Source organism: Afifella sp. H1R (assembly GCF_021462425.1).
Lineage (GTDB): Bacteria > Pseudomonadota > Alphaproteobacteria > Rhizobiales > Afifellaceae > Afifella > Afifella aestuarii.
This window is the reverse complement of record NZ_JAKEDY010000002.1, coordinates 1068017-1087760: the sequence shown is the minus strand read 5'-3', so window position 1 is coordinate 1087760 and position 19744 is coordinate 1068017. Positions and strand designations below refer to the sequence as shown.

The window sequence follows — 19744 nt, the reverse complement described above, 5'->3', positions numbered from 1 at the left end:
GACCGTGACCGGCACGCCTATGGCGGATCTCATCGTCGTCGGCGGCGGCCTGCACGGCTGCTCGGCCGCACTGCACGCCGCCAAACGCGGCCTGTCGGTGATCGTCATCGAAAAGGACAATGCCGGCCGCCATGCCTCCGGCGTGAATGCCGGCGGCGTGCGCCGCCTCGGCCGGAATTATGCCGAGGTGCCGATCTCGGTGCGCGCGATGGAGATCTGGCACCGGATCGGGGATCTCGTCGACGACGATTGCGGCTTTCAGCGCTGCCCGCAGATCAAGGTGGCGGAGACCGAAGCGGAGCTCGAAACGCTCGAAAAGCGGGCCGCCGATCTTCGGGAACTCGGCTTCACCCACGAGGTCATCGTCGATCAGCAGGAATTGCGGCGTCTCCTCCCCGCCGTCGCCCCGCATTGCGTCGGCGGGCTCGCAAGCCTCGATGACGGCTTCGCCATCCCTTACAACACGACCTTCGCCTTTCAGCGCAAGGCGCGCGCGCTCGGCGTCCAGTTCTTCGAGAAGACGCGCGTCGAGACCGTGCGTCGCGACGGGAAGGACTGGCACGTCGACACCTCGGCCGGCACCTTTACGGGGCGCAATCTCCTCAACTGCGCCGGCGCCTGGGCGGGCGAGATCGCCAGACAGCTCGGCGAGCATGCCCCCATCGAGGCGATTGCGCCGATGATGATCGTGACGGCGCGCATGAAGCGCTTCTGCGATGCCGTCGTCGGCGGCTGTGGCCGCCCGCTGTCGTTCAAGCAGGCGGAAAACGGCACCGTCATCATCGGCGGCGGACGCCGCGGCTATCCCGATCCGAAGACCAACAAATCCGAGATGCGCTTCTCGCAGCTGCGCTATTCGGCGGAGACGGCGATCGGCATCTTTCCGATCATGAAGAGCGCCACCATCGTCCGCTCCTGGGCCGGCATCGAAGGCCGCATGCCCGACGACATTCCGGTCATCGGCCCCTCATCGACCCACGAAAACGCCTTCCATGCTTTCGGCTTTTCCGCCCACGGCTTCCAGCTGGGCCCGGCCGTCGGCGAGCTCATGGCGGAATTGATCGCGACCGGTCATACCAACGCCCCGATCGCACCGTTTTCCATCACCCGCTTCGCCAATTCCTGAAGCGGGCCTCACCCCCTCCAAAACCAAGCAAGGACAAACAATGATCCAGCGTCACATCCAGACGAAGATCAACCATCGCGTCGTGGAGCATAACGGCGTTCTCTATTTCGGCGGCCTCGTCGCCGACGATATGAGCAAGGACATGAAGGGGCAGACGGAAGAGATCTGCAAGAAGATCGACGATCTTCTGGCCAAGGTCGGCTCCTCCAAGGAGAAGCTCCTGACGGCGATGATCTACATTTCCGACTTCTCCCAGAAGGACGGCATGAACGAGGCCTGGCTCGCCTGGCTGCCGGCCGAGCATCTGCCGACCCGCGCCACGATCGGCGTCGCCGAACTCGGCAAGGGCACGCTGATCGAGGTCGTCGTCTCCGCGGCGAAGTAAGTCCAAATCTGACGACGCGTGTCGCCGGCGGCCCGTACCACGCATCGCCCGGCGCCACGCCCTGCAACGGGTTCTCGCCTTCCCCCGGCGGGAACCCCGAGCGGCTCAGCCGCCGCTCCCTTCCTCCGAGAAATCCGTCTTCGCTCAGCGCTTGGCGGCCTGCGCCGCAGCCAGACGCAGAACCGAGGCGAGAACGCTCCCGGACGCCGATCGCCGCCCGCTTTTGGCATCTTTGGCGCTCGTGCCGGCCTTTTTCTCGCTCCGGCTCCGCTTCCCATCCTCGCTCGTCTCACGCGCGTCCCGCTTCGACGAATGCCGTCCGCTTTTCGCTGACCGTCGCTTCGGTGGCGTGAGAAGGATGGCGATCAGAACGAACGGGATCCCGAGCGTGATCAGCTCGCCGAAGCTGAACGGGCGGTCGCGTCCGAGCGGCTGACGCGTGCCGAAGAGGTCGATGCCGGCACCGCCGCCCGACCCGTCGAGCCCCTTGCCGACCGTATCGGCCATATGCGCGCCGCGGAGCCCGATCGGCTTTTCCGGCGACAAGGTCGTGTCGCGGGCGGTCTGATGCTCCATCTCGGCGTTGAGCTCGGCGCCTGCAAGAAGCACGAAGACCGACACCCAGATCCACATCATGATGCCGATCACCGCCCCGAGCGATCCGTAGGTGGCGTTGTAATCGGCGAAATTCGCAATGTACCAGGAGAACAGGATCGAGGCTGCGATCCACACCACGGCGGTGATCGTCCCGCCCCAGGTCACCCAGCGCCAGCGCGACGGCCGCCGGCTCGGCCCGTAGCGATAGAGGATGCCGATCGAAAAGGCCGCGACCAGAAGCAGGATCGGCCACCGGATCGAGGCGACCAGCCATCCCTGATGGAGGCCGAGATAGGCGAGCACGGCCGGCACCACGATCGTGGCACTCAAGAACAGGATGATGAGGATCAGAAAGCCGAGCGTGAAGGCGAGCGACACGACGTTGAGTACGAAGAAATTCCTCTTCTCCTTCTCCTCGTAGGCGACGTTGAGCGCCTGAAACAGCGACTTCACGCCCTTGTTGGCACTCCACAGCGACAGCGCGAGCGTCGTCAGGAAGGCGAAGCTGAGCGAGGAGGATTTCGCCGTGACGAGCCGTTCGAGCTCCTGCTGCAGAATGTCCATGCCCGCCTGCGGCATCACCGCCTGCAGCGACTGCAGCTGTGAGGCGAGGTTGGCCGGATCGTTGTAGAGCCCGTAGATGGAAACGAGCGCACCGAGCGCCGGAAAGGCGGCGAGAAGCAGATAGAAGGTGACGCCGCCCGCCACGAGCGAAACGCGGTCCTCGCCGATCTCCTGGCTCACGCGCCAGAAAATGTCTTTCCAGCCCAGAAACGGGATCTGCGTCGGCTGGCGGGCATCGCGGCCGCGCGGATCGCGGGCATGCTGGCTGTGTGGTCTGTCGTTGTTCATGAATCCCTTGGCCGAATAATCGGCGGCCGGGGCGTTGGTTCCGCCCAATGGGCCGCAGGATGCGCCGCTGGGTCCATCTCGGCGCCGCAAATCGGCGCCGCAAATCGGCGGACGCGCCGGCACCCCCACAAAGACCCAAGACAAAATGGCGCTTTGCCAGTTTTCGCCTCATCTGGCGTTCTGTCCTGGTTTCGCCCATATAGGCGCCCATGAACACGCCCTTTTTGAAAATGAACGGTCTCGCCAACGACTTCATGGTCGTCGACACGCGTGCGGGAGGCGTGCGTCCGGCGCCTGAAATCATCAGGAAGCTCGCCGACCGAAAAACGGGCGTCGGCTTCGACCAGTTCATCACCTTGGAGCGTTCGCCCTCGGGCGCCGATATCTTCATGCGCATCGACAATGCCGATGGCGGCGAGGTTGCGGCCTGCGGCAACGCCACGCGCTGCGTCGCCTCCCTCGTCATGGCGGAGACGGGCAAGCCCCATGCCTCGATCGAGACGCGCGCCGGCCTTCTCCTCGGCCAGATCTCCGGCGAGACGATTTCCGTCGATATGGGCGTGCCGAAATTCGACTGGCAATCGATCCCGCTCGCCGAGGAATTCCACGACACCCGTGCGATCGAACTGCAGATCGGCCCGGTCGATGCGCCGGTTCTGCATTCGCCCTCCGTCGTCAATGTCGGCAACCCGCACGCCGTCTTTTTCGTCGACGACGTCGACGCGCATCAGATCGAGCGTTTCGGCCCGCTTCTGGAAAACCATCCGATCTTTCCGGAACGCGCCAACATCACCGTGGCGCATGTGGAAACCCCGAACCGCATCCGCATTCGCACCTGGGAGCGCGGCGCCGGCCTGACGCGCGCCTGCGGCACCGGCGCCTGCGCCACGCTCGTCACCGCCGCCCGCACCGGCCGTTCGGCCCGCGAGGCGGTGATCGCCATGCCGGGCGGCGAACTCACGATCCGCTGGGACGAGCGCGACCACATCTGGATGACCGGCCCGGCCGAGACGGAATTTGCCGGCACGTTCGATCCTGAGACGGGCGCCTGGCAGCGCGCCGAGGAGGCGGCCGAATGAGCCTCGACATCCTCACCTTCGGCTGCCGGCTCAACACCTATGAATCGGAAGTCATGCGCCGCGAGGCGGGCGAAGAGCTCTCCGACGCCATCATCGTCAACACCTGCGCCGTCACGGCGGAGGCGGTGCGCCAGGCGCGCCAGGCGATCCGCAAGGCACGGCGCGAAAATCCCGGCCGCCGCATCGTCGTCACCGGCTGCGCCGCGCAGACCGATCCGGAAATGTTCGCCGAGATGGCCGAGGTCGATCTCGTTCTCGGCAATGCCGAAAAGACCGAGCGCTCCGCCTGGGCCCGCGTCGCCCGCTCGCCCATGGATCTGCCACCGCCGGAAAAGATCGTCGTCTCCGACATCATGGCGATCCGCGAAACCGCGCCGCAATTCGTCGACGCCTTCGAGGGCCGCACCCGCGCCTTCGTGCAGGTGCAAAACGGCTGCGACCATCGCTGCACCTTCTGCATCATCCCCTATGGCCGCGGCAATTCCCGCTCTGTCGCCATGGGCCCGGTCGTGGAGGAAGTCCGCCGTCTCGTCGCCGCGGGCTATCCCGAAATCGTTCTGACCGGCGTCGACCTCACCTCCTGGGGCGCCGATCTGCCGGGCGCGCCGCGTCTCGGCCGTCTCGTGCGCACCATCCTGCGCCACGTGCCGGAACTGGCGCGCCTGCGCCTCTCCTCCATCGATTCCATCGAGGCCGATCCCGACCTCATGCGGGCGATCGCCGAGGAAGAGCGGCTGATGCCGCATCTGCATCTGTCGCTGCAGGCCGGCGACGACATGATCCTGAAGCGCATGAAGCGCCGGCATCTGCGCGACGATGCGATCCGCTTCTGCGAGGAAGCGCGCCGGCTGCGTCCCGACATCGTCTTCGGCGCCGATCTCATCGCGGGCTTCCCGACAGAGACGGAGGAGATGTTCCAGAACTCTCTCCGCCTCATCGAGGATTGCGGCCTCACCTTCCTGCACGTCTTCCCCTTCTCGCCGCGCAAGGGCACGCCGGCCGCACGCATGCCGATGCTCGAGCGCCAGGAGATCAAGGAGCGCGCACGCCGCCTCCGGGAAGCGGGCGAAGTCGCCGAGCGGCGGTTCCTCGAAAGCGAGCTCGGCCATGAGCGCCGCGTGCTGGTGGAGAAGGAGGGCTCCGCCCGAACCGAACAATTCGCGCCGGTGCGCCTCGGGTCCGCAGGCACGGCCGGAGACATTTTGAACGTGCGCATCGCCGGCATCGAGGCCGGCATGTTGCAGGGCCAGCAGCTGGCGGAGGCCGCATAATGGCAAAAGAGAAGCGTGGCTTCTTCAAGCGCATCCTTTTCGGCGAAGGCAACGATGTCGCCGAGAAAGAGGCGCCGCTCGACGAGACGCAGGCGGAAGAAGACAAGGCCGCGGAAGAAAGCGAAGCCGCCTCGGAAGAGAAGGCCGCCGCAGAAACCACCTCTGAAGAAACCACCCTCGAAGAGGCCGCTTCCGAAGACACCCCTCCAGAAGAAACAGACGAAGAAGAGCCCCTCGCCGGCCACCAGCTCGAGACGGAGGAGCGCGGCGCCCAGACGACCGAGACCGATATCGGCGTCGTCGAAGAGGCAGGGGCGCCGGACGCCGACCTCCACCGCCCCGCGGCCGCGCCAGCCGATGCCGACGCGGAAGCGGCCTCGTTCGCCGAGCATCCCGTCAAGGTGCCAGAGCCGGAGCCGGAAGAAGAAGAGGCGGGCGAAGATCTCGCGGCCCGTGCACCCGCCCCGGAACCCGAAGCGCCCCCGCGCCCGGCGGAGCCGGCAGAGGAAGCCGCGATCGAAGAGGCCCCGGCCGCTTCGGAGCCGTCAGAAGACGCGCCCGAGCCGGACGAAGAGCGCGCCGCGGACATTCTCGTGCCCCCGGAAAGCCCGGCAGCAACCGAGACGACCGCAGAGGCCGCCCAAGAGGCGTCCCCAGAGACGGCCCCTGAGACGGCCCCTGAGACGGCAAAACCTGCGACCGACCTTGCGCCGGACGACGCGGCCGCCGAGATCGAACCGGCCGAAGAATCCGCCGAAACCTTACCGGCCGAAACCCTCCCCGTCGCCACCGAGCTGCCGCGCCAGAACTGGCTGCAGCGCCTGCGCGCCGGCCTGTCGAAATCCTCGAGCACCATCACCTCGCGCATCACCGGCACCTTCACCAAGCGCCGGCTCGACGACGAGACCCTGGAGGATCTGGAAGACATCCTGATCCAGGCCGATCTCGGCGTGGCGACCGCGACCGCCATCACCGAGCGCCTCGCCCGCGAGCGCTACGACAAGACGGTCGGCGAAGACGAGATCCGCAACATCCTCGCCGAGGAAGTGGCGAAAGTCCTGGGCCCTGTCACCGAGCCGCTTGCCATCGATGCCGCCAAAAAGCCCTTCGTCATCCTCGTCGTGGGCGTCAACGGCTCCGGCAAGACGACGACGATCGGCAAGCTCGCGGCGAAGCTCCGCGCCGAGGGGCGGAGCGTCATGCTCGCCGCCGGCGACACGTTTCGCGCCGCCGCCATCGAGCAGCTGAAGATCTGGGGCGAGCGCACCAAGAGCACGGTCGTGGCCCGCGACCAGGGCGCCGATGCGGCCGGCCTCGTTTTCGACGCCATGCAGGCGGCGAAGAAAGAGGGAAGCGACGTCCTCATCATCGACACGGCCGGGCGTCTTCAGAACCGCGCCGAATTGATGGACGAGCTCGAAAAGGTCGTGCGCGTCATCAAGAAGCACGATCCGAGCGCACCGCACACGACGCTTTTGACGCTCGATGCGACGACCGGGCAGAACGCCCTCTCCCAGGTGGAGATTTTCGGCCAGCGCGCCGGCGTCACCGGCCTCGTCATGACCAAGCTCGACGGCACCGCCCGCGGCGGCATCCTCGTCGCGATCGCCGCAAAACACGCTCTGCCGGTGCATTTCATCGGCGTCGGTGAAGGCATCGACGATCTGCAGCCCTTCAAGGCGGAAGATTTCGCCCGTGCCATTGCCGGCATGTAAACGCCGCAAGGAGGGCGCGATTGACACAAAGCGGCGCCCTCCGCACATAGAAGCGCAACGCTGACGAAGGACCGCCATGTCGATCTTCGAGCGCGAACCGGGCGATCCCGGCCGCGATCACCTGCCGCCGCTCGTCAAGCTCCTGTTGGAGCTCGGCCCGCTGGTCGTCTTCTTTTTCGCCAATGCCCGCTTCGACATTTTCGTCGCCACCGCCTCCTTCATGGTGGCGATCGCGATCTCGCTCGGCGTCTCCTATTGGCTGACGAAGAAGCTCGCGATCATGCCGCTCGTCACCGGCATCGTCGTCCTCGTCTTCGGCACATTGACGCTCATTCTGCATGACGAAGTCTTCATCAAAATGAAGCCGACGATCGTCAACGCCCTCTTCGGCGCCATCCTTTTGGGCGGCCTCGCCTTCGGCCGCTCCTTCCTGGGCTATGTCTTCGACAGCGTCTTTCGGCTCGATGCCGAGGGCTGGCGCAAATTGACCTTCCGCTGGGGCCTCTTCTTCTTCGCCCTCGCCATCCTGAACGAGGTGGTGTGGCGCAATTTCTCCACCGACTTCTGGGTGAGCTTCAAGGTCTTCGGCATCATGCCGCTCACCATCGTCTTCACGCTGACGCAGATGCCGCTCATCACCCGGCACTCGCTGGAGCCGCTCGGCGGCGACAAGTAGGCCGCCCCTCGCGCGGCTGTAGCAAGCCTCGAGATCACGCATACGTCATCGCCGTTGCGACGCGGAAAGGCGATGACGATATCGGTCCCGGTCGGCCTTCGCCGACACAAGAACGAAAGGGACCGTTGATGATCGACGCGCAGAAGCTTCTCGACCAGTTTCTCGGCACGGGCGGAGGCGCACAGCAGGGCGCCGGCACGCCGGCGAACCCGCGGCAGACGTCCGGTGGTTCGATCCAGGATCAGATCGGCGGGTTTCTCGGCGGCCAGGGCAATTCGGCTCTGAAGGGTGCGCTCGCCGGCGGTCTCGCCACCTACCTTCTCGGCTCCAAGCGCGGCCGGAAACTCGGCGGCAAGGCCGTGAAATATGGCGGCATGGCCCTCGTCGCGGGCCTCGCCTACAAGGCCTGGCAGAACCATCAGGCGAAAAACGCCGGAGAGCTACCTCCCCAGCAGCAGCCCCATCATCAGCCGCAGATCGCCCATCAGCCGGCCCAGGAACTGCCCTCCCCCGAAGGCACCGCCTTTGAGCCGGACGGCCACGAGGCGGAAGACCGCGCCCGCCTCATCCTCTCCGCCATGATCGCCGCGGCGAAGGCCGACGGCTATATCGACCAGGAGGAGCAGGAAGCGATCTACGAGCGCATCGAGGCGCTCGATCTCGACAGCGAGGACAAGGGCCTTCTCTTCGACGAGATGCGCCGCCCGCTCTCCATCGACGACCTCGTCGAGCGAACGCCGAACCAGGAAGTGGCGACGGAAGTCTACGCCGCCTCGTTGCTCGCCATCGATCCCGACCATCCGGCGGAGAGAGCCTATCTCGACATGCTGGCGGCAAGGCTCGGCCTGCCCGAGGCGCTGACCCACGAAGTCCGCCGCGCCACCGACGAGGTGCAGGAAGACGGAGTGCCGGCATAAGCGGCCCGCAGGCATAAAACACAAAAGCCGGGGTTGAGCCCCGGCTTCGGTTCCACGCATCCGCTCAGCTTGTCGTCCGCTCAGCGCGAGCCAACTCAGCGCAGGCCAACTCGGCTCAGGAGCGCTCAGCTCGTCGGCTGCTGACCGCCGCTTTTTTCGGCCTCTTCCTCGGCAATCGCCTTCTCCAGAGCCGGCATGAAATCCGTCTCGAACGCCTTGGTATTGAGCGGGCCGACATTCTTGTAGACGATGATGCCGTCGCGCACGATGAACGTCTCCGGCACGCCGTAGACGCCCCAATCGATCGCCGTGCGCCCGGTCGAATCCGTCGCGATGCGATCGAAGGGATTGCCGAGCGTCCCGAGGAAGCGGCGGGCGTTTTCGCCCTCGTCCTTGTAATTGATGCTGGTGACGTCGAAGCGGTCGTCTTCCGACAATTGCATCAGCACAGGGTGCTCGCCGCGGCACGGGCCGCACCAGGACGCCCAGATATTGACGAGATGCACGCCCTCTTCGAGATCGGCGGTCTTGAGACCCTTGCCGTCTTCGTAAAGCGGCGGAAGATCGAAATCGGGCACTTCCTTGCCGATGAGAGCGGAGGGAACCTGCGAGGCGTCCTCGCCGAGCTGTTTCCAGAAGATGGCCACGAGAGCCATGAACAGAACGAGCAGTAAAACGAGCCAGACGCGTTTCATCGCGGGCGAATTGCGCCGTTTGCTCGTCGTCTTGATGGGAGGTTTCATAGGCCTTGTGTCGTCGAGCGGCGGCGCCTGGGGCCGGCCTTTTCCAATTCGTTGAGCCGACGCTTCTGAATGCGCGTATCGGCCACGACCCACACGACGAGGCCGATGAGAACGAGCGCGCTCGCACCATAGGCTGCGAGGATAAAAGGCAGATGCGTCATGGCGACCTCTAATGCGCGGCGGCGGGTCTGACGGCCGTGCTCGGGCGGCGGGCCGCGATCAGGATCTCCGTCGTGCGCGCCCTGCGCCGATAGATCTCCGCACGCATCGCCGCAAGATGCAGGGCGACAAAAATAAGTGTGTAGGCGACGGCCATCACCACGAGCGGCCACAGCATCGACGGCGCGATCGACGGCCCGTCGAGGCGGATGACGCTCGCCGATTGATGCAGCGTGTTCCACCAATCGACCGAGAACTTGATGATCGGGATGTTGACGAAACCGACGAGGATGAGGACGGCCGCGACCTTCGCCGCCCGCGTCGGGTCATCGAAGGCGCGCCACAGGGCCAAGAGCCCGAGATACATGATGAAGAGCACGAGAACCGAGGTGAGCCGTGCGTCCCAGACCCACCAGGTGCCCCACATCGGCTTGCCCCAGACGGAGCCGGTAAAGAGCGCGAGGAAGGTGAACGCCGCCCCGATCGGGGCTGCCGCCCGCGCCGACACGTCGGCGAGCGGATGGCGCCAGACGAGCGTGCCGAGAGCCGCGCCCGCCATCACCAGGTAACAGAACATCGCAAGCCAGGAGGCCGGCACATGCACATACATGATGCGCACGCTGTCGCCCTGCTGATAATCCGGCGGCGAAGCCACCAGCGACAGGTAGAGGCCGATGGCCAGCGTCACCACCGCGAGAACGGTGACGAAGGGCAGGATACGTGCCGACCACGACAGGAAGCGTGTCGGATTGGCGAGGCTGGAGATGGTACCCATGAGAAGACTTTAGGACCATTCTAGAGTGACAGCAAACACCACTTGCTTTCACGTCCAGGCTCAACCAGCCATGAGCTAGATCAATCGAGACCGAGACGAAGTGCCGCTGCGCCCGCAATCGGCGCCAGAACCGCTGAAAACATCGTGAACGCGCACAAAATCAGAAAGGGCGCGAGGAACGGGTCCGGATCGGCGATCGCCCCGTTGACGGCCGCGACCCCGAAGATCAGCACCGGGATCGAGAGCGGCAGGACGAGGATCGCCGCAAGCATGCCGCCCCGCGCCAGCCCCGCCGTCAGCGCCCCGCCCACCGCGCCGATCATCGCAAGGGCCGGCGAGCCGACGACGAGCGTCGCCGTGACGGCGGCAAGCGACAGCGCGTCGAGATTGAGGATGAGGCCGAGGATCGGCGCCACGACCACGATCGGCAGCCCGTGCGCCAGCCAGTAGCCGGCCGCGCGCGCGAAGACGAAGAGCGCCAGGGGCTCGCCCGACACCATGATGAGTTCGAGCGCTCCGTCCTCGCGGTCCTGGCCGAAGAGCCGGTCGAGCCCGAGAAGCAGCGACAGCAGCACCCCGATCCACAGAACCGCCGGCCCGATGCGGGCGAGAAGATTGAGATCCGGGCCGACGCCGAACGGAAACACGGTGACGACGGTCAGAAAGAAGAGGAGGCCGGTGAGCGCACCGCCGCCGGCGCGGAAGCTCGCTTTGACCGTCTGTCCGATGATGGCGGAAAAGGCGCTCATGAAGGCTTTCTCATTGCAGCTCGAGCGTGCGGGTCGGCGGCACGGGAAGGGTGAGATGGGTGGCCGCGATGATGGCGCCGCCGGCATCGAGATGCGTCCGCATCAGCCCGCCGAGCACCGCCTCGCCGTCGCGGTCGAGGCCCGAGGTCGGCTCGTCGAGAAGCCAGACCGGCCGCTTCGACAAGACGAGTCGCGCAAGCCCGGCGCGTCGCCGCTGCCCGGTCGAAAGCGCCCGCGCCGGCAGATGCATGGCATGCGCGAGGCCCACCTTTTCGAGCGCGTCGTAGATCGCCTCGCCGCCCGTCTCGCCCCCATAGATGCGCGACCAGAGCTTCAGGTTTTCTTCCACCGTGAAGACGCTTCTGAGCCCGTCGCCATAGGCGAGGAAGTGCAAAAACCCCTCCTCCAGCGTGCCGGCCTTGATCGTCACGGAACCGGCGACCGGAAACAGAAGCCCCGCGATCATGCGCAACAGGCTCGATTTGCCGGTGCCGTTCGGACCGACGATGGCGAGCACTTCGCCGCCTGACAGCGAAAAGCTGACGCCTTCGAAAATCGGCCGTCCCCCGCGTTCGCAGGCGAGATCTTCGGCATTCACGGAAATCGGACTGGGAAAGGAATTTTGGACCAAGTGTCGTTCTCTGCGGCATCGGCCGTTTGCGCGGCTGGTCTCCGCTTTAAGAATATTCTATATGCCCGGCAACCGGCGGCGGCAGGCGCTCCTCTCCGCCGGCCTCCAAAAAATCAGCCGGAACCGCACCGGAGGAGAGGCATTGGCCCAAGAGCGGCCGGCCTCATTGTGCGATCAAAGGAGCCTCGCGTGACCAAATCTCTCGACAGTTTCAAGGCCCGAAAACAGCTCGAAGTCGATGGGCGGACCTATACCTATTTCTCTCTGACTGAAGCGGAAAAGAACGGGCTCGACGGCGTTTCCCGCCTGCCCTTCTCGCTCAAAGTCCTCTTGGAAAACCTCCTGCGCTTCGAAGACGGGCGCAGCGTCACCGCCGACGACATCAAGGCCGTCGCCGAATGGCTGAAGGAGCGCCGCTCCTCGCGTGAGATCGCCTATCGTCCGGCGCGCGTCCTCATGCAGGACTTCACCGGCGTGCCCGCCGTCGTCGATCTCGCTGCCATGCGCGACGCCACGACGCATCTCGGCGGCGATCCGAACGTCATCAACCCGCTCGTCCCGGTCGACCTCGTCATCGACCATTCCGTGATGGTCGATTATTTCGGCACGCCGGAATCCTTCGAGAAAAACGTCGAGATGGAATACGAGCGCAACGGCGAGCGCTATCAGTTCCTGCGCTGGGGCCAGGGCGCGTTTGAAAATTTCCGCGTCGTTCCTCCGGGCACCGGCATCTGCCACCAGGTGAACCTCGAATATCTCGCCCAGACGGTGTGGACGCGTGAGGAAGACGGCGAAACGTTTGCCTTCCCGGACACCCTCGTCGGCACCGATTCCCATACGACGATGGTCAACGGCCTCTCCGTTCTCGGCTGGGGCGTCGGCGGCATCGAGGCGGAGGCCGCCATGCTCGGCCAGCCGATCTCCATGCTCATCCCGGAAGTCATCGGCTTCGGCCTCACCGGCCGCCTGCCGGAGGGCACGACCGCGACCGACCTCGTTCTGACCGTCACCCAGATGCTCAGAAAGAAGGGCGTCGTCGGCAAGTTCGTGGAATTCTTCGGTGAGGGCCTGTCCAACCTCTCACTCGAAGATCAGGCCACGATCAGCAATATGGCGCCGGAATATGGCGCCACCTGCGGCTTCTTCCCGATCGACAACGACACCCTCAAATATCTGAAGGCGACCGGGCGCGATCCGCATCGCGTCGAGCTGGTGGAGGCCTATGCCAAGGCGCAGGGCATGTTCCGCTTCGACGACACGCCCGATCCGCATTTCACCGACACCTTGACGCTCGACCTCTCCACGGTGGTTCCCTCGCTGGCCGGTCCGAAGCGCCCGCAGGACCGGGTGCCTCTGACGGACGCCGCAGGCGCCTTCGAAAGCGCTCTCGGCGAATTGCGCGGCGGCAAGAAGAGCTCGCAGGAGCCGCCGGAAAGCACCGGCGAGGCCCGTTACATGGACGAAGGCGCCGAAGGCGTCATGGACGTGCCGTCCTATCCGGTCGAGGGGATGGAATATCATCTGCGCGACGGCGACGTGGTCATTGCCGCGATCACCTCGTGCACCAACACCTCCAATCCGAGCGTTCTGATCGCCGCCGGACTTCTCGCCCGCAAGGCACGCGAGAAGGGCCTGGAGGTGAAGCCGTGGGTGAAAACCTCGCTCGCCCCGGGTTCGCAGGTCGTCACCGACTATCTGGCGAAATCGGGTCTGCAGGAAGATCTCGACGCGCTCGGCTTCGACCTCGTCGGCTATGGCTGCACCACCTGCATCGGCAATTCCGGACCGCTGCCGGAGGCGATTTCCGCAACCATTGCCGAAAACGACCTCGTCGCCTGCTCCGTTCTCTCGGGCAACCGCAACTTCGAAGGTCGCGTCAATCCGGATGTGCGGGCGAACTATCTCGCCTCGCCGCCGCTCGTCGTCGCCTATGCGCTGGCCGGCTCGCTCCGCCTCAACGTCACCGAGGAGCCGCTCGGCGAGGACAGAGAAGGCAACCCCGTCTACCTGAAGGACATCTGGCCGAGCTCGAAGGAGGTCGCCGAGATCGTTCGCCAGGTGATCTCGGAGGAGATGTTCCGCACCCGCTACGGCGACGTCTTCCGCGGCGACAAGCGCTGGCAGGGGATCAAGGTCGAAGGCGGCATGACCTACACCTGGCCGTCGTCGTCGACCTACGTCCAGAACCCGCCCTTCTTCGAAGGCATGGACAAGACGCCGAAGCCGGTGGAGGACGTGGAAAAGGCGCGCATTCTGGGCCTCTTCCTCGATTCCATCACCACCGACCACATCTCGCCCGCGGGCGCCATCAAGCGCGACAGCCCCGCCGGCGACTATCTGGTGTCACATCAGGTGCGGCCGATCGAGTTCAACTCCTATGGCTCGCGGCGCGGCAATCATGAAGTGATGATGCGCGGCACCTTCGCCAACATCCGCATCAAGAACCAGATCCTGTCGGGCGTCGAAGGCGGCTACACCCGTCACTACCCCTCCGGCGAGGAGCTGCCGATCTACACGGCCGCGATGCGCTACGAGGAAGAGGGCGTGCCGCTCGTCATCTTCGCCGGCAAGGAATACGGCACCGGCTCGTCGCGCGACTGGGCGGCGAAGGGCACCCGTCTTCTCGGCGTGCGCGCCGTGATCGCGGAGAGCTTCGAGCGCATCCACCGCTCGAACCTGATCGGCATGGGCGTCCTGCCGCTCGTCTTCAAGGACGACACGTCCTGGCAGTCGCTCGGCATCAAGGGCGACGAGGAAGTGTCGATCGCGGGCCTCACGGATATCCGTCCGCGCAGCGAGGTGACGGCCAAGATCACCTTCGCCGACGGCCGCACCGAGGAGGTGCCGCTCATGGTGCGCATCGACACGGAAGACGAGCTCGACTACTACCGCCACGGGGGAATTCTGCACTATGTGCTGCGCAACCTCGTGAGCGACAAAGAAGCCGCATAGGGATCTTCTGATCTCGACGGTTCAAGACATGTCACAAGGGTGTGCGCTCACCCCCTTGTGACACTCTTTTGGGGGAGGAGCAGGCATAGTGCGCCGCGTCATGCATCGCTATTTCCGCCTGCTTCCTTTCGCCCTGCCCGCCACGCTCGCTGTCATGCTCGGCGTTGCGATCGCAGCCGCGCCGGCCAAGGCCGAAAGCGCGCAAGCCGCCACACCCGGATCAGGGACGAAGGCCGTCATCGAGCTCTTCACGAGCCAGGGCTGTTCCGCCTGTCCGCCGGCCGACGCCTTTCTCAACGAATTGTCGACCCACGACGATCTCATCATCCTGTCGCTGCCGGTCGATTACTGGGACTATCTCGGCTGGAAGGACACGCTCGCCCAGCCCGAAAACACCGCCCGTCAGCGCGCCTATGCGGCGGTGCGTGGTGACGGCAAGGTCTATACCCCGCAGATGGTGGTCAACGGCCACGGCCATTATGTCGGCAGCAACCGCCACAAGATCACCTCGCTGCTCGCCACGGCCCATCTCCCGGTCTCGGTCTCTCTCTCCCGCAGCCACAAGCGCCTCAACGTCGACATCGGCGCCGGCACGCCTCCGCAAGACGGCATGGTGACCGTGCGCCTCGTCACCTTCCTGAAAAAGGTCGATGTGCCGATCCGCTCCGGCGAAAACCGCGGCCGCACCCTCACCTACCGCAATGTCGTCCTCGACAACGAGCCGATCGGCATGTGGGACGGCAAGGCAATGAAGCTCGTTCTTCCGACGGAAGCCGTCATGGAAGGGCCCGGCAAAGGCTGCGCCATCATCCTGCAGATCGAAAGCGACAAAGGCCCAGGCCGCATCCTCGGCGCCGGCACGCTGCACGCCGAGGCACAGGGCTGAGGTTTACGAAGAACCGCGAAAAGAGAGGCGCGTGATGGCGCCCGCCCTCACTCCGGCGCCTTCTCCTCCCGCACCTCTTCGATCAGCTCCTTCACCTTCGGCAAAATGTTGTCGACGATGACCGTCACGCCCTCTTTCGTCGGATGCAGCCCGTCCGGCTGTTTCAGGCTGTCGTCGAGCGCCACGCCGTCGAGGAAGAACGGATAGAAGAGAACGCCCGTCTCTTTCGCGAGATCGGGATAGATCGCGTTGAAAGCCTCGCCATATTCGTCGCCGAGATTGGGCGGCGCGTACATGCCGGCGAGAAGCACCTTCTGGCCGCGCTCTTGCAAGCGCGTGACGATCTTGGTCAGCGCCGCGCGCGTCACCTTCGGGTCGACGCCCCGGAGCGCATCATTAGCGCCGAGTTCGACGATAACGGCATCGGCCGTCTCCGGCACCGACCATTCGAGACGCTGCTGCCCGCCGGTCGCCGTATCGCCGGAAACGCCGGCATTGATCACCTTGGCCGCGATCCCCTCGTCGTCGAGGCGCGCCTGCAGCTGATCGGCAAAGCCCGCGCCGGAGGCAAGGCCATAGCCCGCCGTCAGGCTGTCACCGAAGGCGACGATCTCCACGGGCTCGGCCGCCTGCGCCCGCGTGCCCACAAGTCCGCCGCCCATGATCCCTCCCATGATGAGAGCGAGCCCGAGCCCGAGCGCCGGCCAGATCCGGCCCGCACCACCTGTCCTCACACCGCCTTTGCTCAAAGGAACGTGACCCGGAGCACCCTGCCCCCCATAAACGCCCCCAGAAACTTTGAATGTCATATGCGAAGCCCCATATGCGCAGCCGTGCCCGAAGGCGGATATAGGTTTTCATAAGCGTGCGTGAACCGGCCATTCTGATCGACGGTGCAGAGCTGACGCTCGGCACCGGCCGCTCCCAAGTCCATGTTCTGAGGCAGGCGAGCCTCGTCGCCGCCCCTGGCGAGATGATCGGCCTCATCGGCCCGTCGGGCTCCGGCAAATCGACGCTTCTGATGGTGGTCGCGGGGCTCGAGCGCGTCGACCGCGGCCGTGTCGCCGTCGCCGGGCGCGATTATTCGGAGATGGACGAAGACGCGCTCGCCGCCTTCCGCGGCGACAAGATCGGCTTCGTCTTTCAGGCTTTCCATCTGATGCAGACGATGACGGCGCTGGAAAACGTCGCCGTGCCGCTCGAACTCGCAGGCAAGGCAGATGCCTTCGCCCGCGCCGAAAAGATGCTGGCGCGCGTCGGCCTCGGCGAGCGCCTCTCGCATTATCCGGCGGCGCTGTCGGGCGGCGAGCAGCAGCGCGTGGCGATCGCCCGCGCCCTCGTCACCGAGCCTGCGATCCTGATCGCCGACGAGCCGACCGGCAATCTCGACGAAGACACCGGCCGCGAGATCGCCGATCTCCTCTTCGAGACGGTGCGCGAGCACGCCACCACCCTTCTCCTCGTCACCCATGACCGGGCGCTCGCCGAGCGCTGCGACCGGACCGTCAGGATCGCGAGCGGCCATATTGAGCCGGTGAGCGGCGACAAGGCAGTGCCGGCGCGCGAACGCGCCGTAGCGAGCCCGGCCTGAGCGGCCGATGACAGCCTCTTCCTCCCCCGCCCCTCGCCGCGCCCCCGCAACCACCTCGCTGCGCTTTGCGCTGCGCGAGCTGAGAGGCGGCCTTGCCGGCTTCTACGTCTTCCTCGCCTGCATCGCACTCGGCGTGGCGGCGATTGCCGGCGTCAATTCCGTCTCGCGCGCCCTGACGGAAGGCATCGCCCATGAGGGCCGCACCATCCTCGGCGGCGACATCTCCTTCTCGCTCATCCACCGTCAGGCGAACCCGGACGAATATGCCTTCCTCACGAAGACGGCCGACGATGCCGGCGGCGCGCTCGCGCTCGTCTCGAATATGCGGGCGATGGCCCGCCGTCTCGACGGCTCCGACCAGACGCTCGTCGAGCTGAAAGCGGTCGGGCCGGGCTATCCGCAGCTCGGCACCTTTGCGCTTGCCGGTGGCGGCGATGTCCAGGAGGCGCTCAGCTCCCAGAACGGGGTTTCGGGCGCCGTTGCCGCGCCGGAGCTGATGGAGCGGCTCAACCTCAGCGTGGGCGACGAGGTGGCGCTCGGCGCCACGAAAGTCGCGATCCGCGGCGTCGCCGAGACCGAGCCCGACCGCCTTTCCGACGGCATCGGCTTCGGCCCCCGCCTTCTCGTCTCCGAGACAACACTCGAAGCGACAGGCCTCGTGCGCCCGGGCAGCCTGATCACCTACGAATACCGCCTCATCCTGCCCGGCGCCTCGGATGAACGCCTCGCCGCGATCCGCGACACGGCCGACGAGCGCTTCCCCGAAGCCGGCTGGCGCATGCGCTCGCGCGACAACGCCTCGCCGCGGCTTTCCGACAACATCGACCGGTTCGCCCAGTTTCTGACCCTCGTCGGCCTCACGGCCCTCGTCGTCGGCGGTGTCGGCGTCGGCAATGCGGTCGCAAGCTTCGTCGATCTGAAGCGGCCATCGATCGCCACGCTCAAATGCCTCGGCGCCTCGCGCAGCTTCGTCTTCCGCACCTATCTGACGCAGATCCTCATCCTCGCCGCCCTCGGCATCGCGATCGGCCTCGCGGTCGGCGCCATCCTTCCCTTCGTGGCCCTTGCCGCCCTCTCCAACATTCTGCCGCTCTCGGCCGTCCCCGCGCTCTATCCGCGCGAACTGGCGCTCGCCGCTCTCTACGGGCTTCTCGTCGCTCTCTCCTTCTCGCTCTGGCCGCTCGGCCGGGCCCGCGATCTCAAAGCGTCCAGCCTGTTTGCCGACCGTTCCGCGCATTTTGCCGCAAAACCGGCTCTGTCGATCCGCCTCCTGCAGCTCGGCCTTCTCGCCGGCCTCGCCGCGATCGCCATTCTCCTGTCGGCCGACTGGCATATCGCCGCCTGGTTCGTGGCGGGCGTCATCGTCGTCTTTTTCGTCCTGCGCCTCATCGCCTTCGCCATCGTCTGGGCGGCCGCGCATGCCGGCACCATCCGCAACACCACCTTGCGTCTCGCCATTCGCAACATCCAGCGCCCGGGCGCCTTGACCGGCAGTGTCGTTCTCTCTCTCGGTCTCGGCCTGACGCTCCTCGTCACGCTCGCCCTCATCGACACCAATATGCGCGCCCAACTGACCGGGCGCATCGCCGACGAGGCGCCGGACTTTTTCTTCGTCGACATCCAGAACGCCGAGCGCGAGCCGTTCATCGCCCTCCTGCGCCAGGCGGCGCCCGACGGCACCATCCAGACCGTGCCGATGCTGCGCGGCCGCATCACCGAGCTTCACGGCACCCCGGCTTCGGAGATCGAGCCGGAAGAAGGCTCCGGCTGGGTGCTGCGCGGCGACCGCGGCATCACCTATTCGAGCGACCTTCCCGAAAACTCGCGCATCGAAGAGGGCGAATGGTGGCCTGAAGATTATGCGGGAGAGCCCCTCGTCTCCTTCGATGGCGAGCTTGCCCGCGGCCTCGGCCTCAAGCTCGGCGACACCATCACCGTCAACGTGCTCGGCCGCTCCATCACCGCGAAAATCGCCAATTTCCGCTCCGTGGAGTGGGAATCGCTCGCCATCAACTTCGTCATGGTGTTTTCGCCGAACACGTTTGCGGGCGCACCGCACACCCATCTCGCGACCCTCGCTCTGCCCGAAGGAAGCCCGGAGAAAGTCTCCGGAAACGTCCTGCGCGAGGTCACCAACGCCTTTCCGGGCGTCACCTCGGTGCGGGTGAAGGACGCGATCGAGGCGGTCAATTCCGTGGTGCGGCAATTGGCACTCGCCGTCCGCATCGCGGCCTCCTTGGCGCTCGTCGTCTCCATGCTCGTTCTCGCCGGCGCGCTCGCCGCCGGTCATCGCCAGCGCCGCCAGGATGCCGTCATCCTGAAGGCGCTCGGGGCGACCAGGCGTCAGCTGATGACGGCGTTTGCCGTCGAATACGGGCTTCTCGGCCTCGCCACGGGATTTTTCGCGCTTCTGGCGGGCGCCGGCGCCGCCTGGCTCGTCGTCTCCGCCCTCATGGATTTCCGCTTCACGCTCTTCCCCTGGGTCGCGGCGGCAGCGGCCGTCATCGCCCTCGTCGTGACGATCGGGCTCGGCCTTGCCGGCACCTGGCGCATCCTCTCGGTGCGCCCCGCGCCCTTCCTCCGCAATCTGTGATCGGGGATAATGTTTCGCTTAACCTTGCGTGATGTTAATTTCTTCCA

General features: G+C 65.8%; 18 protein-coding genes. 11 read left to right on the top strand and 7 right to left on the bottom strand.

Annotation, left to right across the window (positions count from 1 at the left end; translation table 11 throughout):
- The first annotated feature begins 4 nt into the window (after positions 1-4).
- Positions 5-1126 (top strand): NAD(P)/FAD-dependent oxidoreductase, encoded by a 1122-nt coding sequence (locus tag L0F51_RS16625; protein WP_370642434.1) that lies wholly within the window; start codon positions 5-7, stop codon positions 1124-1126.
- 40 nt (positions 1127-1166) lie between these two features.
- On the top strand, positions 1167-1511 hold the full coding sequence (locus tag L0F51_RS16620; protein WP_092813456.1) for a RidA family protein: 345 nt from the start codon (positions 1167-1169) through the stop codon (positions 1509-1511).
- A 144-nt stretch (positions 1512-1655) separates the two neighbouring features.
- On the opposite strand, the gene L0F51_RS16615 is transcribed toward L0F51_RS16620, so the two are convergent.
- Positions 1656-2960, bottom strand: a complete 1305-nt coding sequence (locus L0F51_RS16615; protein WP_234630259.1) for a YihY/virulence factor BrkB family protein — start codon at positions 2958-2960, stop codon at positions 1656-1658.
- A gap of 209 nt (positions 2961-3169) precedes the next feature.
- Here L0F51_RS16615 and dapF point away from each other — a divergent pair, with 209 nt between their 5' ends.
- The 5 genes from dapF (at position 3170) to L0F51_RS16590 (ending at position 8618) form a co-directional block, all read left to right on the top strand.
- Positions 3170-4039, top strand: coding sequence for a diaminopimelate epimerase (gene dapF, locus L0F51_RS16610; protein ID WP_234630258.1), 870 nt, complete (start codon positions 3170-3172; stop codon positions 4037-4039).
- Positions 4036-5310, top strand: a complete 1275-nt coding sequence (gene mtaB / locus L0F51_RS16605) for a tRNA (N(6)-L-threonylcarbamoyladenosine(37)-C(2))-methylthiotransferase MtaB (RefSeq protein WP_234630257.1) — start codon at positions 4036-4038, stop codon at positions 5308-5310. The genes dapF and mtaB overlap by 4 nt, the downstream gene beginning before the upstream one ends.
- Positions 5310-7025: a signal recognition particle-docking protein FtsY gene (gene ftsY / locus L0F51_RS16600; protein ID WP_234630256.1), complete on the top strand. Its 1716-nt coding sequence runs from the start codon at positions 5310-5312 to the stop codon at positions 7023-7025. Before mtaB ends, ftsY begins: the two co-directional genes overlap by 1 nt.
- Positions 7026-7101: 76 nt before the next feature.
- Positions 7102-7701, top strand: a complete 600-nt coding sequence (locus L0F51_RS16595; protein WP_234630255.1) for a septation protein A — start codon at positions 7102-7104, stop codon at positions 7699-7701.
- 128 nt (positions 7702-7829) lie between these two features.
- Positions 7830-8618, top strand: coding sequence for a tellurite resistance TerB family protein (locus tag L0F51_RS16590; protein ID WP_234630254.1), 789 nt, complete (start codon positions 7830-7832; stop codon positions 8616-8618).
- A 125-nt stretch (positions 8619-8743) separates the two neighbouring features.
- Here the strand turns inward: L0F51_RS16590 and L0F51_RS16585 are convergent, their stop codons facing one another.
- The 5 genes from L0F51_RS16585 to ccmA form a co-directional block, all read right to left on the bottom strand.
- On the bottom strand, positions 8744-9361 hold the full coding sequence (locus L0F51_RS16585) for a DsbE family thiol:disulfide interchange protein (RefSeq protein WP_234630253.1): 618 nt from the start codon (positions 9359-9361) through the stop codon (positions 8744-8746).
- Positions 9358-9522: a heme exporter protein CcmD gene (gene ccmD / locus L0F51_RS16580; protein WP_234630252.1), complete on the bottom strand. Its 165-nt coding sequence runs from the start codon at positions 9520-9522 to the stop codon at positions 9358-9360. The genes L0F51_RS16585 and ccmD overlap by 4 nt, the downstream gene beginning before the upstream one ends.
- Before the next feature lie 8 nt (positions 9523-9530).
- Positions 9531-10295, bottom strand: coding sequence for a heme ABC transporter permease (locus L0F51_RS16575; RefSeq protein WP_234630251.1), 765 nt, complete (start codon positions 10293-10295; stop codon positions 9531-9533).
- Positions 10296-10375: 80 nt separating this feature from the next.
- Positions 10376-11044, bottom strand: coding sequence for a heme exporter protein CcmB (gene ccmB / locus L0F51_RS16570; protein ID WP_234630250.1), 669 nt, complete (start codon positions 11042-11044; stop codon positions 10376-10378).
- A gap of 10 nt (positions 11045-11054) precedes the next feature.
- Entirely contained in the window at positions 11055-11648 is a 594-nt protein-coding gene (ccmA, locus tag L0F51_RS16565; RefSeq protein WP_234630391.1) for a heme ABC exporter ATP-binding protein CcmA, read from the bottom strand.
- A gap of 216 nt (positions 11649-11864) precedes the next feature.
- On the opposite strand from ccmA, the gene acnA reads away from it, so the two are divergent.
- Complete coding sequence (gene acnA / locus L0F51_RS16560; RefSeq protein WP_234630249.1) at positions 11865-14627, top strand: aconitate hydratase AcnA; 2763 nt, start codon at positions 11865-11867, stop codon at positions 14625-14627.
- Between the two features lie 88 nt (positions 14628-14715).
- Entirely contained in the window at positions 14716-15513 is a 798-nt protein-coding gene (locus tag L0F51_RS16555) for a DUF1223 domain-containing protein (RefSeq protein ID WP_234630248.1), read from the top strand.
- Positions 15514-15560: 47 nt separating this feature from the next.
- On the opposite strand, the gene L0F51_RS16550 is transcribed toward L0F51_RS16555, so the two are convergent.
- Positions 15561-16187, bottom strand: a complete 627-nt coding sequence (locus L0F51_RS16550) for an arylesterase (RefSeq protein ID WP_234630390.1) — start codon at positions 16185-16187, stop codon at positions 15561-15563.
- Positions 16188-16378: 191 nt separating this feature from the next.
- Between L0F51_RS16550 and L0F51_RS16545 the strand changes: the two genes are divergently transcribed.
- Together L0F51_RS16545 and L0F51_RS16540 are read left to right on the top strand one after the other, a co-directional pair.
- Complete coding sequence (locus tag L0F51_RS16545; protein ID WP_234630247.1) at positions 16379-17104, top strand: ABC transporter ATP-binding protein; 726 nt, start codon at positions 16379-16381, stop codon at positions 17102-17104.
- A 7-nt stretch (positions 17105-17111) separates the two neighbouring features.
- Complete coding sequence (locus L0F51_RS16540; RefSeq protein WP_234630246.1) at positions 17112-19697, top strand: ABC transporter permease; 2586 nt, start codon at positions 17112-17114, stop codon at positions 19695-19697.
- Positions 19698-19744: the final 47 nt, after the last annotated feature.

Excerpts from the sequence above, each read along its gene's own strand:
- L0F51_RS16620 (WP_092813456.1), top strand. The coding sequence starts at position 1,167 with ATGATCCAGCGTCACATCCAGACGAAGATCAACCATCGCGTCGTGGAG.
- L0F51_RS16615 (WP_234630259.1), bottom strand. The coding sequence starts at position 2,960 with ATGAACAACGACAGACCACACAGCCAGCATGCCCGCGATCCGCGCGGC.
- dapF (WP_234630258.1), top strand. The coding sequence starts at position 3,170 with ATGAACACGCCCTTTTTGAAAATGAACGGTCTCGCCAACGACTTCATG.
- mtaB (WP_234630257.1), top strand. The coding sequence starts at position 4,036 with ATGAGCCTCGACATCCTCACCTTCGGCTGCCGGCTCAACACCTATGAA.
- ftsY (WP_234630256.1), top strand. The coding sequence starts at position 5,310 with ATGGCAAAAGAGAAGCGTGGCTTCTTCAAGCGCATCCTTTTCGGCGAA.
- L0F51_RS16595 (WP_234630255.1), top strand. The coding sequence starts at position 7,102 with ATGTCGATCTTCGAGCGCGAACCGGGCGATCCCGGCCGCGATCACCTG.
- L0F51_RS16590 (WP_234630254.1), top strand. The coding sequence starts at position 7,830 with ATGATCGACGCGCAGAAGCTTCTCGACCAGTTTCTCGGCACGGGCGGA.
- L0F51_RS16585 (WP_234630253.1), bottom strand. The coding sequence starts at position 9,361 with ATGAAACCTCCCATCAAGACGACGAGCAAACGGCGCAATTCGCCCGCG.
- ccmD (WP_234630252.1), bottom strand. The coding sequence starts at position 9,522 with ATGACGCATCTGCCTTTTATCCTCGCAGCCTATGGTGCGAGCGCGCTC.
- L0F51_RS16575 (WP_234630251.1), bottom strand. The coding sequence starts at position 10,295 with ATGGGTACCATCTCCAGCCTCGCCAATCCGACACGCTTCCTGTCGTGG.
- ccmB (WP_234630250.1), bottom strand. The coding sequence starts at position 11,044 with ATGAGCGCCTTTTCCGCCATCATCGGACAGACGGTCAAAGCGAGCTTC.
- L0F51_RS16550 (WP_234630390.1), bottom strand. The coding sequence starts at position 16,187 with ATGGGAGGGATCATGGGCGGCGGACTTGTGGGCACGCGGGCGCAGGCG.
- L0F51_RS16540 (WP_234630246.1), top strand. The coding sequence starts at position 17,112 with ATGACAGCCTCTTCCTCCCCCGCCCCTCGCCGCGCCCCCGCAACCACC.